This window comes from Klebsiella sp. GG_Kp175 (assembly GCF_040062325.1).
GTDB classification, from domain to species: domain Bacteria; phylum Pseudomonadota; class Gammaproteobacteria; order Enterobacterales; family Enterobacteriaceae; genus Klebsiella; species Klebsiella quasipneumoniae.
This window is the reverse complement of record NZ_JBEAFX010000004.1, coordinates 25,388-43,918: the sequence shown is the minus strand read 5'-3', so window position 1 is coordinate 43,918 and position 18,531 is coordinate 25,388. Positions and strand designations below refer to the sequence as shown.

The following is an 18,531-nucleotide window of genomic DNA, read 5'->3' as shown; positions in this document are numbered from 1 at the left end:
TTAACGTCCCGCTGACCAGTCCGGCGTCGTTAGCGCCGTCAATACATGGTCACGCCACTGCCCGTCAATCAGCAGGTAATCTTTGGCGTAACCCTCTTTTTCAAACCCCAACCGCGCCAGCAGCGCGCCGCTGCGCTGATTATGCGGCATATAGTTGGCCATAATGCGATGAATATGCTGCGTACGCTGCATATAGCGAATCGCAGACGTCAGCGCTTCAAACATCAGTCCCTGCCCCTGCCACTTCTCGCCAATAGAGTAGCCGAGATAACAGGCATGGAATGACCCGCGCACCACGTTGGAAAAATTCGCCACGCCGACGATCTCCTTTTCCTCCGGATCGAGTAGCGCGAAATAAAAAGCAGACCCCTGCTTATGAAACTCGGCGATCATCGACAGACGCGCCTGCCATCCGGAAGGATAGCAGTGGCTGTCGTCACGAACCGGCTCCCAGGGTTTTAAGAACGCCTTATTCTCGGCGTAATAATCGGCCAGACGCCAGGCGTCACGATCGTGAACCAGGCGCACCACCAGCCGGTCCGTCGTCAAACGCACCTTCGGCACGTTACTGCGATAGCCAAACATTTCCTTTTCAGTCCCCCTGACTTCATTCTTGCTGCCTTCACTATACCTGTCCTGCGCGACGGTGTGAAAACAGCAACATACCATTTTCTGCGCCATCTCCTCTTTTCGATGAATAGCCTCAATCGAACTTGCATTTTGATAAAAAAATATTGTCGCAAGGGCGCTGGGAAAAGCAGCAGATTGCCCGCAGAATATCCACGCTTATCTCTATTTTTCCCTGGAGGGGAAATGTCCCGCGTCTCGCAGGCAAGGAGCCTGGGTAAATATTTCCTGTTAGTCGATAACATGCTGGTCGTGCTGGGCTTTTTTGTCGTCTTCCCGCTGATTTCCATCCGCTTTGTCGATCAGATGGGCTGGGCGGCGCTGATGGTCGGCATCGCGCTCGGCCTGCGCCAGCTCGTGCAGCAGGGATTAGGTATCTTTGGCGGCGCCATCGCCGACCGCTTTGGCGCCAAACCGATGATCGTCACCGGTATGCTGATGCGCGCCGGCGGCTTCGCGGCGATGGCCGTCGCCCATGAGCCGTGGGTGCTGTGGTTCTCATGCATACTTTCCGGGCTCGGCGGCACGCTGTTCGACCCGCCGCGGGCGGCGCTGGTGGTTAAGCTGGTGCGCCCGCATCAGCGCGGCCGCTTTTTCTCCATCCTGATGATGCAGGATAGCGCCGGCGCGGTGATTGGCGCGCTGCTGGGCAGCTGGCTGCTGCAGTATGATTTCCGCCTGGTGTGCAGCGCCGGCGCCGCGCTGTTTATCGCCTGCGCGGCGTTTAACGCCTGGTATCTGCCGGCATGGAAGCTCTCGACGGTAAAAACGCCGATCCGCGAGGGGCTGGGCCGGGTGCTGCGGGACAAGCGCTTCGTCACCTATGTCCTGACGCTGACGGGCTATTACATGCTCGCGGTGCAGGTGATGCTGATGCTGCCGATCATGGTGAATGACATCGCCGGCTCGCCGGCCGCCGTAAAGTGGATGTACGCCATCGAAGCCACCATTTCGCTGACCCTGCTCTATCCCATTGCCCGCTGGAGCGAAAAACGTTTTCGCCTTGAGCACCGGCTGATGGCCGGTCTGCTGGTGATGACCCTGGCCATGCTCCCCATCGGCATGACCAGCAGTTTGCAGCAGCTGTTTACCCTGATCTGCCTGTTTTACATCGGTTCCATCATTGCTGAACCTGCCCGGGAGACGCTGGGCGCCTCGCTGGCGGACGCCCGGGCGCGCGGCAGCTATATGGGCTTCAGCCGCCTGGGGCTCGCCTTTGGCGGCGCGCTGGGATATGCAGGCGGCGGCTGGCTGTTTGATGCTGGTAAAGCCGCCGGTCAGCCCGAGCTGCCGTGGCTGATGCTCGGGGTCATCGGGGTTATCACCTTCCTGGCGCTGTGGTGGCAGTTTAGTCCGAAACGCTCTGCCTCCGGCATGCTGGAGCCGCGGACCTGATGCGCGCGGCGGCGGTTTCTCCTGCTTTCAGCCTATTCTGCTGGTATCGAGGATGCTGACAGGTCATGATGCTTTGTGTCAGGATGAATGAAGGTATGAGCCAGAGGAACCCCATGAAAAAGATTTTGATCGCCGCCGCGCTGATTGTCAGCGGCCTGCTGAGCGGCTGTAATCAGCTGACCCAATACACGGTAAGCGAGCAGGAGATTAACCAGGCCCTGCAGAAGCGAAACCATTTTGCCAAAGATATTGGTCTGAAAGGCGTTGCCGACGCCCATATCGAACTGCAGAATCTCACCAGCGCCATCGGGCGCGAGGAGCCGGGCAAAGTCACGCTGACCGGGATCGCTAACGTTGACCTGAACTCCCTGTTCGGCACGCAGAAAGCGACGATCGATCTGAAGCTCAAAGCGCTGCCAACCTTTGACAGAGAGAAAGGCGCCATCTTCCTGCAGGAAATGGAGGTGGTGGATGCCAAAGTGGCGCCCGAGAAGCTGCAGTCGGTCATTCAGGCCCTGCTCCCCTACCTGAATCAGTCGCTGCGAAGTTACTTCAGCCAGCAGCCGGCCTATGTCCTGCGTGAGGACGCCAGCACCGGTGAAGCGCTGGCGAAGAAATACGCCAAAGGCATCGAGGTGAAGCCGGGCGAGATTGTCATCCCCTTTACCAATTAATCTCCAGGGCGCCGCGGCGCCCTCAATTTTTTACGGAAATGAGTGCAAAGGAAAACGTTTACGCTTATCCTTAGTGCCCGGCAAAAAACAGCCCTGATGACTGAACCTATTAGCCGGAGCCTTCCATGACAGCACAATCCCAGGTATTGAAAATCCGCCGCCCAGACGACTGGCATATCCATCTACGTGATGACGATATGCTGAAAACCGTCGTGCCTTATACCAGTGAGTTTTATGGCCGGGCGATCGTGATGCCGAATCTGGTGCCGCCTGTCACCACCGTCGCGGCGGCTATCGCCTATCGCCAGCGCATTATGGACGCCGTCCCGGCCGGGCATGATTTTACCCCGCTGATGACCTGCTATCTGACAGACTCCCTCGACCCGGCGGAGCTGGAGCGCGGCTTTAACGAAGGCGTATTCACCGCCGCCAAGCTCTACCCGGCCAACGCCACCACCAACTCCAGCCACGGCGTCACCAGCACCGACGCCATTATGCCGGTGCTGGAGCGGATGGAAAAACTGGGGATGCCGCTGCTGGTACATGGGGAAGTCACCCACGCCGAGATTGATATATTCGATCGCGAAGCGCGCTTTATTGAAACCGTGATGGAGCCGCTGCGCCAGCGCCTGCCCGAACTGAAGGTGGTCTTTGAGCATATCACCACTAAAGATGCCGCCGAGTATGTGCGTGACGGCAATGAACTGCTGGCGGCCACTATCACCCCGCAGCATCTGATGTTCAACCGTAACCATATGCTGGTCGGCGGTATTCGTCCTCACTTGTACTGCCTGCCGGTACTTAAACGCAATATTCATCAGCAGGCTCTGCGGGAGCTGGTCGCCAGCGGCTTCAGCCGCGCCTTCCTCGGCACCGACTCCGCACCGCATGCCCGCCACCGTAAGGAGGCCAGCTGCGGCTGCGCCGGCTGCTTCAACGCCCCGACCGCCCTCGGCAGCTACGCCACGGTGTTTGAAGAAATGAACGCTCTGCAGCACTTTGAGGCTTTCTGCTCGCTGAACGGCCCGCGCTTCTACGGTCTGCCGGTCAATGAGAGCTACGTTGAACTGGTGCGTGAAGAGACGACCGTTGTGGACAGCATTTCCCTGCCTAATGACACCCTGGTGCCTTTCCTGGCAGGTGAAACCGTTCGCTGGACCGTGAAGAAATAAAAACGTAGCCCCCTGTTGTCAACGCCAACCGGATACTGTATAAATAACCAGTATCGAACACAGGGGGCAATTATGCGCATTGAAGTGTCTATCGCCAAAACTACCGCCTTACCCAACGGCGCGCTGGAAGCGCTGAATAACGAACTCTCTCGCCGTATCGCCGAGCAATTCCCGGCCATCGACAGCCAGGTGAGCGTCCGCTACGCCACCGGCAATCAGCTCTCGGTGTTTGGCGCCCTGAAAGAAGACAAAGACCGGATAAGCGAAATCCTGCAGGAAACATGGGAAAGCGCGGACGACTGGTTTGTCCACGATCTCTCCTGAAGCATGGCGGGATCCAGTTACTCTGGTTTGCTCCCTCATTGTGCTTTTTTTTGCCGGGTCGCCCCGGCTTTTTTTAGCCCCTCTTCTGTTCAGAATAGTCCTGATTATTCTGCTCAATATCGACTAAAGTGGCCATTTTACGCGCTTATCTTGAATAAAAAAGCGGCAAAAGAAGAAAATCATGCTGCCTTTCATTTAATTTCTCGAGTTTATTCTTGATCCCTGATATAATTAACTTGCTTCAAAAAATATGCATTAAACCTCGAGAATTGTTGTCTTTTAACATATGAATAAGGGGTTATGATGGAAAAAAATAATGAAGTCATTCAGACCCATCCCCTCGTTGGATGGGACATCAGCACCGTTGATAGCTACGATGCGCTGATGTTGCGCCTGCACTACCAGAACCCCACTCAAGAAAACAGTAATGATGCTGAGATCGGCCAGACGCTATGGCTAACGACGGACGTCGCACGTCAGTTTATTTCAATCCTGGAAGCAGGCATTGCGAAGATTGAATCTGGCGAATACCAGGAAAACGAGTACCGCCGACATTAACGCGGCTTGCGAATGACTTAACATTAAACTTAACAGGCACCTGCGGGTGCCTGAATTATTTTCGGGCTTGTATAAGCACAGGGAGTTAATTACCCTGCTAACAAGGCAATTACCCGGAACTCACCATGCAATACGATCTTATCATTATTGGCAGCGGCTCCGTCGGCGCCGCCGCTGGCTATTATGCGCGCCGTGCCGGACTCAATGTTCTGATGACCGATGCCCATCAACCCCCCCACCAGGAAGGCAGCCATCACGGCAGCAGCCGTCTTATCCGTCACGCCTATGGCGAAGGTGAGAAATATGTTCCGCTGGTGCTGCGTGCCCAGCAGCTATGGGATGAACTGGCAGAGATCAGTGGCGAAGCCGTGTTTGAACGCACCGGCGTCATTAACCTCGGCCCCGCCAGCTCCGCTTTTCTCGCCAACGTCGCCGCCAGCGCCCGTGCGTTCAAGCTTGAGGTGGAAGAGCTGGATGCCCAGGCCGTGATGCAGCGCTGGCCAGAGATACGCCTCCCCGAGGACTATCGGGCGATTTTCGAACCCGCTTCCGGCGTACTGCGCAGCGAACTGGCCGTCGAAACCTGGATCCGTCTGGCGCGGGAAGCAGGCTGCGCGCAGCTATTCAACTGTCCGGTCTCGGCTATTCATCACCATGCTGACGGGATCACCATCGATACCCTCGACGGTGAATATCATGGTAAAAAGCTGCTGGTCAGCGCCGGGACCTGGGTCACCCGCCTGCTCCCGGACCTCCCCATCCAGCCGGTACGTAAGGTGTTTGCCTGGTACCAGGCCGATGGCCGTTACAGCAGCAAGAATCACTTTCCGGCCTTCACCGGCGAGTTGCCCAACGGCGATCAATACTACGGTTTCCCGGCAGAAGATAACGAGCTGAAGATTGGCAAGCATAACGGCGGTCAACCGATCTCCATGCCGCAGGAGCGAGTGGCATTTGGCGCTGTCGCCAGCGATGGCTCCGAATCGTTTCCTTTTTTGCGCAACGTCCTGCCAGGGATCGGCGGCTGCTTGCACGGCGCCTCCTGTACTTATGACAATACCGTCGATGAAGATTTTATTATCGATACGTTACCCGGCAGACCAGACACGTTGCTAATCACCGGTCTGAGCGGGCATGGCTTTAAGTTTGCCCCGGTGTTGGGGGAAATTGCCAGTCAGTTTGCTCAGGGCGAAGCATCGAGCTTCAACCTGGCGCCCTTCTCGCTGGCGCGCTTTAACGCGTAATGGAATGCGGCACTTTTGCAGTCGGGCAAAAAAAACGGCCTCTGTCGAGGCCGTTAGTCATTGAGAGCGATTATGCGTCGCCTGTTTAATTTGCTGGTCAATAACGTCCGCGAGCACTTTATGATCTACCTGGCGCTTTGGCTGCTGCTGGCGATCATCGATCTCGTCTGGTTATGGTTTTTCTGATGGCTCAGGATCGAGGATCCCGAGTTTGGTGTTCAGCCGACCACGCGATTTATTAAAGATTTTATTGCCGTTTTCACGCCCGGCGCGCAGCTTACGCTGCTCCTCTTCCGGTAGCTTATGCTCTTCCATGCAGGCTTCGCTACAGCAGCCGGCAAACTTCTCGGCGCAGCTCGGGCACTGGATAAACAGCAGATGGCAACCATCGTTCAGGCAGTTGGTATGGGTGTCGCACGGCGTGCCGCACTGATGACAGTGCGCGATAACGTCATTGGAGATCCGCTCGCCCATCCGTTCATCAAAGACAAAGTTTTTGCCAATGAAACGCACAGGCAGCCCCTGCTCACGGGCGCGGCGGGCGTACTCGATGATGCCACCCTCGATGTGCCAGACCTTATTGAAGCCGTTATGCTTCATCCAGGCGCTGGCTTTTTCACAGCGAATACCGCCGGTGCAATACATGACAATTTTTTTGTCTTTATGGTCCTGCATCATTTCCACGGCTTTCGGCAACTGGTCGCGGAAGGTATCCGCCGGGATCTCCAGCGCGTTTTCGAAATGGCCCACCTCATATTCATAGTGGTTGCGCATATCGATAAACACGGCATCCGGATCGTCAAGCATCGCGTTGACCTCAGCCGCCTTGAGATAGTCTCCGACGTTGGAGGCGTCGAAGGAGGGATCGTCGATGCCGTCGGCAACGATGCGGTCACGCACTTTCAGGCGTAGTACCCAGAACGATTTACCGTCGTCCTCGAGAGCGATATTGAAACGCAGCCCCGCCAGCGCCGGATCGAAGCCATAGAGAAACTCACGCAGAGCCTCAACGTTGCTTTGCGGCACGCTGATTTGCGCGTTGATCCCTTCCCGGGCCAGATAGATGCGGCCAAAGACCTTCAGCTGGGTTAAGGCAACCCACAGCGCATCACGGGTCGCCTGCGGGTCGACAATGGTGAAATATTTATAGAATGAGATCGTCGTGCGCGGCTCGGTCTCAGCCAGCATTTGCGCCTTTAACGTCTCATTTGAAATGCGGTTGTGTAACACTGGCATGGTGTACCTGCTCGACATAGAAATGAGGAAATAAACGGCGGGCATGATATAGCAAAGCTAATTAATTTACATCCCTACATTTTACGCTACATTTCTCTCACCCGGTCGCGCCCCGCTTAACAAAACGAGCTGACTGTCGCCGCCTTTGGCTGGCCGGTAAAAAAATGCGATAATATAAGACGTTGCTCACTGATACGGGTATGAAATGACTCATTTGCCTAAATTTTCTCCGGCGCTGTTGCATCCGCGCTATTGGCTGCTGTGGCTGGGTATCGGCCTGCTGTGGCTGGTTGTCCAACTGCCCTACCCGCTGATCTACCGCCTCGGGAACGCCATCGGCCGTCTGGCCATGCGCTTTATGAAGCGCCGGGCGAAAATCGCCTATCGCAACCTTGAGCTCTGCTTCCCCGAGAAAAGCGAGCAGGAACGCCACCGAATGGTGGTGATGAACTTTGAATCGGTGGGCATGGGGCTGATGGAGACCGGTATGGCCTGGTTCTGGCCGGTTCGCCGTATCGCCCGCTGGACCGACACCATCGGCTTTGAGCATATTCGCGATGTGCAGGCGCAGCAGCGCGGCATTCTGCTGATCGGTATTCATTTCCTCACTCTCGAGATGGGAGCGCGGATGTTCGGTATGAACGAGCCGGGGATTGGCGTCTATCGCCCCAACGACAACCCGGTGATCGACTGGCTGCAGACCTGGGGCCGCTTGCGCTCCAACAAGGATATGATTGACCGTAAGGATCTGAAAGGCATGATCCGGGCACTGAAAAAAGGCGAAGTGGTGTGGTACGCACCGGATCACGATTACGGCCCGACCGCCAGCGTCTTTGCCCCACTGTTTGCGGTCGACCAGGCGGCGACCACCTCCGGCACCTGGATGCTGGCGAAAATGTCCAAAGCCTGCATCGTGCCCTTCGTCCCGCGTCGCAAACCGGACGGTAAAGGTTATGAACTGATTATCCTGCCGCCAGAGTGTTCCCCGCCGCTGGACGACGCGGAAACCACCGCCGCGTGGATGAACAAGATCGTTGAGCAGTGCATCATGATGGCCCCGGAACAGTATATGTGGCTCCATCGTCGCTTCAAAACCCGCCCCGAAGGCATGCCCTCCCGCTACTGATCCCTTTCCCGGCCGCGCTCATCCCGGCCGGGAAGCTTCGCCGCTCAGGCTTTAGGCTCTCCTTTAGCTTTAAAAGCTCTCCTCCATTGCGGCATCTATTTCTCAGGCGCATAATTAGCAGGCTCATATTTTCTCTTAATTTGACCTGCCGCGCAGGCCAGTGGAACCCTATGTCGTCTGCTGAAACCCCCATTAACTGGAAACGAAACCTGACCGTGACCTGGCTTGGCTGCTTTTTAACCGGCGCCGCCTTCAGCCTGGTCATGCCCTTTCTGCCACTCTACGTCGAACAGCTCGGCGTCACCGGGCATAGCGCCCTGAACATGTGGTCCGGGCTGGTCTTTAGTATTACCTTTCTTTTCTCTGCCATCGCCTCGCCGTTCTGGGGGGGGCTTGCTGATCGCAAGGGGAGAAAAATCATGCTGCTGCGTTCCGCCCTCGGGATGGCCATCGTGATGATGCTGATGGGAATGGCGCAGAATATCTGGCAGTTTCTGCTGCTGCGCGCACTGCTCGGCCTGCTGGGCGGCTTTATTCCCAACGCCAACGCCCTGATTGCCACCCAGATCCCGCGCCATAAAAGCGGCTGGGCGCTGGGGACACTGTCTACCGGCGCGGTAAGCGGCGCCCTGCTCGGCCCGCTGGCAGGTGGCTTCCTGGCCGACCACTGGGGATTGCGCACCGTCTTCTTTATGACCGCGGCGGTACTATTTATCTGTTTCTTGTTTACCCTGTTTTTAATCCGCGAAAATTTTGTGCCGATCGCCAGGAAAGAGATGCTCAGTGCCAGAGAGGTGTTCTCTTCGCTGCAGAATCCCAAACTGGTGCTCAGCCTGTTTGTGACCTCGCTGATAATCCAGGTGGCCACCGGTTCCATTGCGCCGATCCTGACGCTTTATGTACGCGATCTCGCGGGCAACGTCAGTAACATCGCCTTTATCAGCGGAATGATCGCCTCGGTGCCGGGCATTGCCGCGCTGATGAGCGCCCCGCGGCTGGGCAAACTGGGGGATCGCATCGGGCCGGAAAAAATCCTCATCGTGGCGCTGATTATCTCGGTGCTACTCCTGATCCCGATGTCGTTCGTTCAGACCCCGCTGCAGTTAGGTATCCTGCGATTCCTGCTCGGCGCCGCGGACGGCGCGCTGCTGCCGGCGGTGCAAACCCTGCTGGTGTACAACTCCACCAGTCAGATCTCCGGGCGAATCTTCAGCTATAACCAGTCGTTCCGCGATATTGGCAACGTTACCGGCCCCCTGATTGGCGCGTCGGTTTCCGCTAACTATGGCTTCCGCGCTGTATTTCTGGTCACCGCAGGGGTGGTATTGTTTAATGCGATCTACTCCACCCTCAGCCTGCGTCGGCCAGCCGCGGATACTTCGCATTCAGTAAATTAACGTCGAGAGTGGCTCTGTCCCTTGACGCCGTGCGTACCGCCTTCTATAGATTGAATCGTGTTCAATTCATATTCTTCTCAGGAGATCCGCTATGCCAAAGGATTCGATGTTCTACGCCACGCTTGAAGAAGCTATTGATGCAGCACGTGAAGAATTTCTCGCCAACAACCCTGACAGCGATGAAGAGAGTGCCAACGTTGAGCAGCTCAATATTCAAAAGTATGTGCTGCAGGATGGCGATATCGCCTGGCAGGCCGAATTTTTTGCTGACGAAGAGGAACAAGGCGAATGCTTACCGATGCTTAGCGGCGAAGCCGCGCAGAGCGTCTTCGATGGGGATTATGATGAGATAGAGCTCCGTCAGGAGTGGCTGGAGGAAAATACGCTTCATGAGTGGGATGAAGGTGAATTCCAGCTCGAGCCCTCTCTGGACACCGAAGAGGGACAGACGGCGGCCGACGAGTGGGACGAGCGTTAATCAGTTATAGGGCCCGTGGCTGGCGTCCAGCGGCAGCAGAAGCGTATCGAATACCAGCGAGAACGGCAGATCCAGAATGGTGAGATAGCGCCATGCCGAATCGCGAACGTCCCACTGCACGCCCGGGTAATATTGATTGCCATGCCCCTGCCCGGGCACCGTACGGCTGATAATGCTGCCGCAGCCGCTGAGCAGCAGCGCCATGGCAATGATCGGTAGTATTCGCATCCACAACCTCGTCTTTCAGATAAAAAAATACCGGCATCGCTGCCGGTATTTTCCTTAACGTACGGCTTATTTCGTTTTCAGCGCCAGCGGGTTAAGCGCCAGCTGCTGATAGGCGTTCACCCACGAGGAGTATTTCTCCGGCGCGGCCCATACGCGATAGTGCAGACGCGACATGGTTACCGGGTCGCTCAACAGCACCAGTCGACGATCGCGGTTCAGCTTATCCGGCGTTTCATTCAGCGCCTGCTCGACATGACGCTCGCGGGCGATCTCCAGGATATGACCCTGACGGTGCCGCGCGGTGGCCATTGCGGTGGCGAGGGCGTTAAACGACGGATTAAACACCGCGTGCATAAAGCCATCGTCCAGCGAACGCTGACGGTTCATCGTCAGGTACGCATCGGTATCCTTGAGCACCTGCGGCGGCGAATACTCTTCCGGGATCAGGAACAGCTTCCAGCGCTTGGTGCGCAGGCCCACTGTCGCCCGGCTGGAAATCGCCGACACGAACGGCGAGAGGATCAGCGAGACGACGATCGGCGCCAGCCAGAACAGGAAGCGTAGATCCAGCCATGCCATCCCGACCGCCCACACCAGCCCCAGCAGCAGCTGCGAGCCGTGGCGCATAAAGGCTTCCCCCCACGGCGTGGAGTCATCATCACGCTGCGGCGAATTCCATACCACCTCCCAGCCGAGGAAGGCGCTGACCACGAAGACGGTGTGGAACAGCATACGGACCGGCGCCAGCAGGACCGAGAACAGGACCTCCAGCAGCAGGGAAAGCGTCACGCGAATAAATCCACCGTACTCTTTCGGCCCTTTACACCACACCAGAATAATACTCAGCAGCTTCGGCAGGAACAGCAGCACCATGGTCGAAGCGAACAGCGCAATAGCCAGCTCAGGCCGCCACTGCGGCCACACCGGGAACAGCTGACGCGGCTGCAGGAAGTACTGCGGTTCGGTCAGGGCATGCACCACCTGCAACGCCGTCGACAGGGCAAGGAACATAAACCACAGCGGCGCCGACAGGTAGGACATCACGCCGGTAAGGAACACCGCCCGGTGAACCGGGTGCATCCCTCTCACGAGGAACAGGCGGAAGTTCATCAGGTTGCCCTGACACCAGCGACGGTCGCGTTTCAGCTCGTCCAGCAGGTTCGGCGGCAGCTCCTCATAGGAGCCCGGCAGATCGTAGGCAATCCACACCCCCCAGCCGGCACGGCGCATCAGCGCGGCTTCGACGAAGTCGTGCGACAGGATCGACCCGGCAAAGTTACCCTCGCCCGGCAGCGGCGCCAGCGCGCAGTGCTCAATGAACGGCTTCACGCGGATAATGGCGTTGTGGCCCCAGTAGTGGGACTCCCCCAACTGCCAGAAGTGCAGACCCGCCGTAAACAGCGGACCGTACACCCGGGTGGCAAACTGCTGGCAACGCGCATACAGCGTGTCCATGCCCGAGGCGCGCGGGGAAGACTGAATGATCCCGGCATTCGGGTTCGCTTCCATCAGGCGCACCAGGCTGCTCAGACACTCACCGGTCATCACCGAGTCAGCGTCCAGCACCACCATATAGCTATACTGGCTGCCCCAGCGGCGGCAGAAGTCATCGATGTTGCCGCTCTTACGCTTCACTCGACGACGACGGCGGCGGTAGAAGATCTGCCCTTCGCCCTGCACTTCGGCAATCAGCTCCATCCACGCCTTTTGCTCAGCCACACAGATATCGGGGTTATAGCTATCGCTGAGGATATAGACGTCGAAATGAGCGGCGTTACCGGTCGCTTTCACCGACTCCCAGGTCGCCCGCAGGCCGGCGAAAACGCGGTCAACGTCTTCGTTACAGATCGGCATTATCAGCGCCGTACGGTGCGCCGGGTTCAACGGTTCGTCACCGACCGTCGAGGCGGAAATACTGTACTTATCGCGACCGATCAACAGCTGCAGGAAGCCCATTAACGCGGTCCAGAAGCCAGCGGAAACCCAGCAGAACAGCACCGCGAAGAGGATCAGAATGCCGCTCTGCAACACGTACGGCAGCAGCTGCATGAACGAGATCCACAGGTTCTGCCCCACCATGTCGGCCGGGTTGATCAGCGCCCAGCCCTGATAAGGCAGAATGGTTTTCATGTACCAGGTAGCCACCACGGTCTGCGACAGCGTCAGCAGCAGCAGGATGTAGCGACGAATAGTGCCGACGGTACGCCATTTTTGCTCGCTCTCGCGCTCTTCTTGCGTCAGGCGGGAGAGATAGCGCGGCGTGACATCGCGTCCGCGCAGGCGGTCCCAGAAGCGGCCAACCGGGTTGGTACGCCACGGGTCCGGGATCATCGAGGAGCGCTTGGCTTTCGGCATCGCATGCAGCTGGGTGCGGCCTTCATCATCCTTCACCAGCTGATCGCCAGACAGCGAATCCGGCCAGCTGTGCGCCAGCCGCGCCTTTACCGACCCCAGCGGGGAGTCGTCTTCGCGGGCGAAGGTCTGATGTTCGTCATCCAGGGCCTGATGAACGGCCTGCAGGCTGGTGTCCGGCAGCGCCGATTTCTCGGCGTCCGACAGCGGCAATGCGTCAATGTACTTCGTTATCTTATTCATTGGCAGGCAGCTGATAGCTCCAGGTTTCGCTCAACGTGTCATCACCGTTAACCAGTGCGGCGCGCATTTCCGTCGTTTTCTTCGGATCTTTCACCTTCAAACGCAGGATCATACGCCAGCCTTTGGTCACCGGATTGTAACGCACGGTATTTTCAACGATTTCAGCGTTATCGCCGGTGCTCGCCTGGGCGGCGACCGGGGTATCCGCTGGCAGTTTTTTCATATCGGCGCCGGTAAAGTCGACAATGAAAGCAATGGTGCCGTCCGGCTGGCGGATCAGGTTCGACTGCTTCACGTCGCCGGTAGAGCGGCGGGTCTGCATAACGTACGCGTTATCCGGCGCATGCAGCTTGTCTTCATCGCGGCTGAAGGTGATGGTGTACTTGAAGTTCATCTCCTTGCCCGGCTCCGGCAGCTGATCCGGCGTCCAGTAAGTCACGATGTTATCGTTGGTTTCATCGTTGGTCGGGATTTCGACCAGTTCGATTTTCCCTTTGCCCCAGTCCCCTTTCGGGGTGATCCAGGCGCTCGGGCGCAGGTCATAACGATCGTCAAGGTCCTCGAAGCGCGAGAACTGACGGCCGCGCTGCAGCAGGCCGAACCCTTGCGGGTTTTCCATCGCATAGCTGCTAACGGCCAGGTGTTTCGGGTTGTTCAGCGGACGCCAGATCCACTCGCCGTTGCCCGCCAGGATCGACAGACCATTGGAGTCGTGCAGCGCCGGACGATAGTTGAGCGCCGGAGAAGGCTGGTTGGAACCGAACAGGAACATGCTGGTCAGCGGCGCCACGCCCAGTTTGCCCACTTTGTCACGCAGGTAAACTTTGGACTGGACATCCACCACGGTGTCGCGTCCCGGCATGATCACAAAGCGATAGGCGCCGGTTGCCCGCGGCGAATCCAGCAGCGCATAGATAGTCAGACGCTTGTCGGTAGCTTTTGGACGCTCGATCCAGAACTCACGAAAACGCGGGAACTCTTCGCCGGAAGGCAGCGCGGTATCGATAGCCAGACCGCGCGCGGACAGACCGTATACCTGACCCTGACCCAGCACGCGGAAGTAGCTGGCACCGAGCATGCTGACGATTTCATCGTTCTTATCTTTGCTGTTGATCGGATACAGTACTTTGAAGCCGGCGAAACCAAGGTCTTTCACCGTGTCTTTATCGTGCTGAACGTTACCAAAGTTAAAATAGTCCGGGCTATATTTAATTTTACGCACGCTGGTGGCCGTCACTTCATTGATGGTGACCGGCGTGTCGAAGTACATACCCTGATGGTAAAATTCAAGCTTGAATGGGGTTTTCTGGTTATTCCAGTAAGCTTTATCGTGATTAAACTGAATTTGCTGGTAGTCCGCGTATTTCATGTCGCGGAAAGCGGAGGGCAGGTTACTCTTTGGCGCTTCATAGCCTTTCCCGGCTAACGTTTTGGCCTCTTTTGCAACGTCATCAATGCTAAATGCCCATGCAGATGAAGTACACAGGGACAACATTACGGCTGCGCTTAACCAACGCATTTTCATCATCTGTGGTTTATGTTTCATATAAGTAAGCACTTCCCCCTTTGTGTGCTTAAATCGATCCGATCTATTTTAATGGAAACTCAGGCAATCCGACAACATAATCCCTGCTTTGTTCAGCGTAGCGGCGCAGGGAATAAACAGTTCGCAGTCCCGTTTGCACTTTGCGTGCTTATCCTGGAGACAGGTACCCCGAGTTCATGTAGGGTTGCTGATAATGTAAGCGTTATCATCTTGAGTGATAAGACGAATTATCTGAGATTGTCGTGAATCGTATGAATAATACTCCGGTACAGCGTGAATATTTTTTCGACAGCATCCGCGCCTGGCTGATGCTGCTGGGGATCCCTTTTCACATTTCGCTGATTTATTCCAGCCACAGCTGGCATGTCAACAGCGCTGAGCCCTCGTGGTGGCTGACGCTGTTTAATGATTTCATTCATGCCTTCCGCATGCAGGTCTTCTTCGTCATCTCCGGCTATTTTTCCTATATGCTGTTCCTGCGCTACCCGCTGAAAAAGTGGTGGAAAGTGCGCGTCGAACGGGTCGGCATTCCGATGCTGACCGCCATCCCGCTGCTGACGCTGCCTCAGTTTATTATGCTGCAGTACGTCAACGGCAAGGCGGAAAACTGGCACACCCTTTCCGGGTACGACAAATTCAACACCCTGGCGTGGGAGCTCATTTCCCACCTGTGGTTTTTGCTGGTCCTGGTGGTGCTGACTTCGCTGGGCGTGGTGCTGTTTAAATGGCTGACGCGCCGCCCGGCAGGAGGTGCTCACGCTTTCGGTGACACTGTCACTATGGGCCAGCTGACGATGATTTTCCTTGCGCTAGGGGTGCTTTACGCGCTGATCCGTCGGTCATTGTTCGTGATCTATCCGCCCCTGCTAAGCAATGGTCTGTTTAACTTTGTGGTCATGCAGACGCTGTTCTATCTGCCCTTCTTTGTGCTGGGGGCGCAGACCTTTATTAATCCGCGCTTAAAGGCGATGTTCACCACGCCGTCGCCATGGTGCTGCGCGGCAGCGCTGCTGGGATTTATCGCCTATCGGCTGAACCAGCAGTACGGCTCCGGCGACGGCTGGATGTATGAAACGGAATCGGTGATCACCATGGTGCTGGGGCTGTGGATGGTCAATGTGGTCTTTTCGCTCGGCCATCGCCTGCTGAACTTCCAGTCGGCGCGGGTGACCTATTTCGTCAATGCTTCGCTGTTTATTTACCTGGTGCACCATCCGCTGACGCTGTTGTACGGGGCGTGGATCACCCCGGCCATCAAGTCGAATACCTTAGGCTTTATTGGCGGGTTGGTTTTTGTGGTGGGTATTGCCCTGATCCTGTATGAAATTCACCTGCGTATTCCGCTGCTGCGTTTCCTGTTCTCCGGTAAACCGATGAACAAACCGGCCAAAACCCCGGCCTCGGCCAGTTAACCTTTAGCTTTTGCGGCACGCCTGGCGTGCCGCGCTACGCTTGCCCATCAAACAGCCGGTCGAAGATCATGTTATACAGGGCTTCTAAATCCGCTTTATCGACCGGGGTGGATGCGCTCAGCTCACAGCGGTAGGCTGCCCCCTCCGTCAGAACGGCGATGAGCTCTGAAGCGGCATTGCGTCGCGCATCGCTGAGCCCGGGATGATAACGCTGCGACAAACGCCCGCCCTCCTCTTTCAACCGCCGGTCGGCCTGCACCAGGATCTCGCGCAAGCGTGGGTTGCGCGAGGCTTCGGCGTTAATTTCCATCAACAGATAATTGTCGCTTCTGGTGGCTGCCGAAGTCGGGATCCTGCCCGCCAGCACCGCCGCTTTTCGCGCCAGATTGTGGTTCTCATCGATCATCTCGCCGACTCTGGCGTTGACGATTTCGCTGACAATTGCTTCGATGATCGCTTCCTTGCTGGCAAAAATGCGATACAGCTGACCGACGCTCAGACCCGCCTCGCGGGCGATATCCGCGACAGAGGCGCCATGCAATCCCTTCGCCGCGAAACATCTTTGCGCAGCGGCAACGATCTCCGCGCGGCGCGCCTGCTGCTTCTGCTGTACTTTTCCTTCTGACACCCTGCTCCCTCCTGCTATCCATCATTCCTGTCAATATCGGCGGTTATCATAGCCTATTCTGCTGAATCAGGGGCATGCCGCCAGCAGGCGACGATAGATAGCTGCCGTTTCCTCGTCGAAACAGACGAACAGGACCCGTTCAAGCGGGTTATAGCGGGTGAGAAACGCGGTCACGGTGCGCACGGCGATCGCCGCCGCTTCCTCTTTCGGATAGCCATACACGCCGGTGCTGATCGCCGGAAACGCAATGGAGCGATAGTTGTTTGCCGCCGCCAGCTGCAGGCTGTTTTTGTAGGCATCGGCCAGGGTTTGCGCCTCCATGCGGTCGCCGCCGTGCCAGACCGGACCCACGGTATGGATCACCGCGCTGGCGGGAAGATCGCCCGCCATCGTGATCACCGCATGACCAGGGGGACATTCGCCCTGCTGCTGCAACACCTGCTTGCAGGCCGCCAGCAGCGCGGGACCGGCCGCCCGGTGGATCGCGCCATCCACCCCGCCGCCGCCCAACAGCGAGGGGTTTGCCGCATTCACAATCACATCGACATCAAGCGTCGTAATATCGCCGAGAATTACTTCAGGTTGAACAGCCATTTCTCCTCCTGTCGGCATAGCGCGTGGGTACGGCTTTCTGCCGATACTAGGGCATACCCGCCCCCGGGAGCAAGATTATCCCGCAGCGCCGGCGACAAGAAGTTAAAAAAAACAGGACCCTGAGGGTCCTGTTGATATCATCGTCCCGCCGTTCAGGCGTTGTCGTTGGCGAACGATTTTTGCTTTTCCGCACGGGCCGCCAGCCACAGGCCACTATTCTTCATGGCATAGCCAAAGACCAGGCCCAGCGCCAGGGAAGGGATCACCAGACGCCAGTCGCCATCTGCCGCGAAGGTCGCGCAGGCGCCGATAAAGGTGCCGGGGACAAACGACAGCAGCCTCTGTCGCGCCTGGATGCACATCAGAAAGGCCACGACGCCGGTCATCATATAGCTGAGGATCTGCAGCTGTGGGGCCAGCGCGCTACCGTGGATAATCACCAACGCCCAGACCACGCCGCTCATTACCGTGCAGGAGGAGATGGCCAGACCTTTCAGACCGCCCTGCGGGCAGGCGAAATAGGCCGTACAGCCGAGGAAACCGGCCCAGCTCAGCAGGCCGAGGGCGACGGCCACCCATCCCCAAATCCCGGAGAGAATGCCCGTCGTCAATGCGATTGCGAAAAGTATGTTCATGGCGCGTATCCTAGCAGATACGCACTGAAAGAATGCGATCTAAAACACACTAAATGAATGAACCTGATTTCAGTTACATTAAATTAGTGACTTGAATCACATTTTATTGCTCATCTTCTTCCTGAAGCTCGTCCCACATCGCGGCGATGGCGTCGCGGGTTAACGGCGCCATGGTGCGCCAGAACGGTGTGTGCGCATGCGCTTCGACTTTCCCCAGCATCGTCCCGCACCACGGCAGGATATAGTCGGCAAACAGGAGCTCCAGCGTCTCGCTCTGCGCTTCTGTGGCATGATCCTCCAGCCAGGAGGCGGCCAGCAGCAGCGATCCGAGATGATCCGCCGGACCTTCTCCTGTCGGGATGCCGTGATTGCTCAGAAAAGCCCGGACCTCCGCTTCAGAGGAACCCTCCACCCACGCGCTACGGTACGGCGGAACGCTGCAGGCTTCACCGACGAACAGCGCATTATAGTCCGTCGCCAGGGACTGCATTTCACAGCTTTTCTGCAGACGCGCCAGCAGCTCGTCCTGCTCCAGCGGCCAGCTGGCGGCCAGTTTGCCCTCGCGGATCAGGCTAAACAGCGGCACCAGCAGCGGGTCCTGCGGTTGACGGTAATACAGCGAACCCAGCACGCGGCAGAGGATTGAAAACTCGTTCATTCAG

At 57.2% G+C, this 18,531-nt stretch carries 20 protein-coding genes; 11 read left to right on the top strand and 9 right to left on the bottom strand.

Going from position 1 to position 18,531, the window contains the following annotated elements; genetic code table 11:
• A complete protein-coding gene (gene rimJ / locus ABLU73_RS08835) occupies positions 1–585 on the bottom strand; it encodes a ribosomal protein S5-alanine N-acetyltransferase (protein ID WP_017900738.1) in 585 nt (194 codons plus the stop codon).
• Between the two features lie 228 nt (positions 586–813).
• On the opposite strand from rimJ, the gene mdtH reads away from it, so the two are divergent.
• From mdtH to ABLU73_RS08800, 7 genes are all read left to right on the top strand, one after another.
• Positions 814–2,022: a multidrug efflux MFS transporter MdtH gene (mdtH, locus tag ABLU73_RS08830; RefSeq protein WP_053810568.1), complete on the top strand. Its 1,209-nt coding sequence runs from the start codon at positions 814–816 to the stop codon at positions 2,020–2,022.
• 113 nt (positions 2,023–2,135) lie between these two features.
• Positions 2,136–2,696, top strand: coding sequence for a lipoprotein (locus ABLU73_RS08825; protein ID WP_004204546.1), 561 nt, complete (start codon positions 2,136–2,138; stop codon positions 2,694–2,696).
• A gap of 125 nt (positions 2,697–2,821) precedes the next feature.
• Entirely contained in the window at positions 2,822–3,868 is a 1,047-nt protein-coding gene (gene pyrC, locus ABLU73_RS08820) for a dihydroorotase (protein ID WP_348850148.1), read from the top strand.
• A gap of 72 nt (positions 3,869–3,940) precedes the next feature.
• Positions 3,941–4,192, top strand: a complete 252-nt coding sequence (dinI, locus tag ABLU73_RS08815) for a DNA damage-inducible protein I (protein ID WP_002898994.1) — start codon at positions 3,941–3,943, stop codon at positions 4,190–4,192.
• 303 nt (positions 4,193–4,495) lie between these two features.
• Complete coding sequence (gene bssS, locus ABLU73_RS08810) at positions 4,496–4,750, top strand: biofilm formation regulator BssS (RefSeq protein WP_002898992.1); 255 nt, start codon at positions 4,496–4,498, stop codon at positions 4,748–4,750.
• Positions 4,751–4,875: 125 nt separating this feature from the next.
• Complete coding sequence (gene solA / locus ABLU73_RS08805; RefSeq protein ID WP_004204542.1) at positions 4,876–5,994, top strand: N-methyl-L-tryptophan oxidase; 1,119 nt, start codon at positions 4,876–4,878, stop codon at positions 5,992–5,994.
• Between the two features lie 72 nt (positions 5,995–6,066).
• A complete protein-coding gene (locus ABLU73_RS08800; protein WP_004204539.1) occupies positions 6,067–6,180 on the top strand; it encodes a DUF2770 family protein in 114 nt (37 codons plus the stop codon).
• Here the strand turns inward: ABLU73_RS08800 and ABLU73_RS08795 are convergent.
• A complete protein-coding gene (locus ABLU73_RS08795; RefSeq protein WP_017900742.1) occupies positions 6,166–7,230 on the bottom strand; it encodes a rhodanese-related sulfurtransferase in 1,065 nt (354 codons plus the stop codon). The two genes, ABLU73_RS08800 and ABLU73_RS08795, sit on opposite strands and share 15 nt — an antisense overlap.
• A gap of 205 nt (positions 7,231–7,435) precedes the next feature.
• On the opposite strand from ABLU73_RS08795, the gene ABLU73_RS08790 reads away from it, so the two are divergent.
• From ABLU73_RS08790 to ABLU73_RS08780, 3 genes are all read left to right on the top strand, one after another.
• The gene (locus tag ABLU73_RS08790; protein ID WP_004140735.1) at positions 7,436–8,356 is read left to right on the top strand and encodes a Kdo(2)-lipid IV(A) acyltransferase; all 921 of its coding nucleotides are present in this window, start codon (positions 7,436–7,438) and stop codon (positions 8,354–8,356) included.
• A 170-nt stretch (positions 8,357–8,526) separates the two neighbouring features.
• On the top strand, positions 8,527–9,753 hold the full coding sequence (gene mdtG, locus ABLU73_RS08785; protein WP_002898984.1) for a multidrug efflux MFS transporter MdtG: 1,227 nt from the start codon (positions 8,527–8,529) through the stop codon (positions 9,751–9,753).
• A 91-nt stretch (positions 9,754–9,844) separates the two neighbouring features.
• A complete protein-coding gene (locus ABLU73_RS08780; protein ID WP_002898981.1) occupies positions 9,845–10,231 on the top strand; it encodes a MysB family protein in 387 nt (128 codons plus the stop codon).
• Here ABLU73_RS08780 and ABLU73_RS08775 read toward each other — a convergent pair whose 3' ends face one another.
• The 3 genes from ABLU73_RS08775 to mdoG all read right to left on the bottom strand — a co-directional run bounded on the left by ABLU73_RS08775 (position 10,232) and on the right by mdoG (position 14,600).
• Positions 10,232–10,459, bottom strand: a complete 228-nt coding sequence (locus ABLU73_RS08775; RefSeq protein ID WP_002898978.1) for a YceK/YidQ family lipoprotein — start codon at positions 10,457–10,459, stop codon at positions 10,232–10,234.
• 66 nt (positions 10,460–10,525) lie between these two features.
• Positions 10,526–13,054 carry a glucans biosynthesis glucosyltransferase MdoH gene (gene mdoH, locus ABLU73_RS08770; protein ID WP_094334168.1) on the bottom strand — a complete coding sequence of 843 codons (2,529 nt, stop codon included), beginning with the start codon at positions 13,052–13,054 and terminating at the stop codon, positions 10,526–10,528.
• Positions 13,047–14,600 carry a glucans biosynthesis protein MdoG gene (gene mdoG, locus ABLU73_RS08765; RefSeq protein ID WP_094311294.1) on the bottom strand — a complete coding sequence of 518 codons (1,554 nt, stop codon included), beginning with the start codon at positions 14,598–14,600 and terminating at the stop codon, positions 13,047–13,049. The genes mdoH and mdoG overlap by 8 nt, the downstream gene beginning before the upstream one ends.
• A 251-nt stretch (positions 14,601–14,851) precedes the next feature.
• On the opposite strand from mdoG, the gene mdoC reads away from it, so the two are divergent.
• Positions 14,852–16,012, top strand: a complete 1,161-nt coding sequence (mdoC, locus tag ABLU73_RS08760) for a glucans biosynthesis protein MdoC (protein WP_004204532.1) — start codon at positions 14,852–14,854, stop codon at positions 16,010–16,012.
• 34 nt (positions 16,013–16,046) lie between these two features.
• On the opposite strand, the gene ABLU73_RS08755 is transcribed toward mdoC, so the two are convergent.
• The 4 genes from ABLU73_RS08755 to ABLU73_RS08740 form a co-directional block, all read right to left on the bottom strand.
• Positions 16,047–16,640: a TetR/AcrR family transcriptional regulator gene (locus tag ABLU73_RS08755; RefSeq protein WP_264923435.1), complete on the bottom strand. Its 594-nt coding sequence runs from the start codon at positions 16,638–16,640 to the stop codon at positions 16,047–16,049.
• A gap of 66 nt (positions 16,641–16,706) precedes the next feature.
• Entirely contained in the window at positions 16,707–17,234 is a 528-nt protein-coding gene (ymdB, locus tag ABLU73_RS08750) for an O-acetyl-ADP-ribose deacetylase (RefSeq protein ID WP_004204529.1), read from the bottom strand.
• A gap of 152 nt (positions 17,235–17,386) precedes the next feature.
• Positions 17,387–17,869, bottom strand: a complete 483-nt coding sequence (locus ABLU73_RS08745) for a DUF1097 domain-containing protein (RefSeq protein WP_049092943.1) — start codon at positions 17,867–17,869, stop codon at positions 17,387–17,389.
• Positions 17,870–17,972: 103 nt separating this feature from the next.
• Entirely contained in the window at positions 17,973–18,527 is a 555-nt protein-coding gene (locus ABLU73_RS08740) for a molecular chaperone (protein ID WP_049092945.1), read from the bottom strand.
• Positions 18,528–18,531 lie beyond the last annotated feature (4 nt).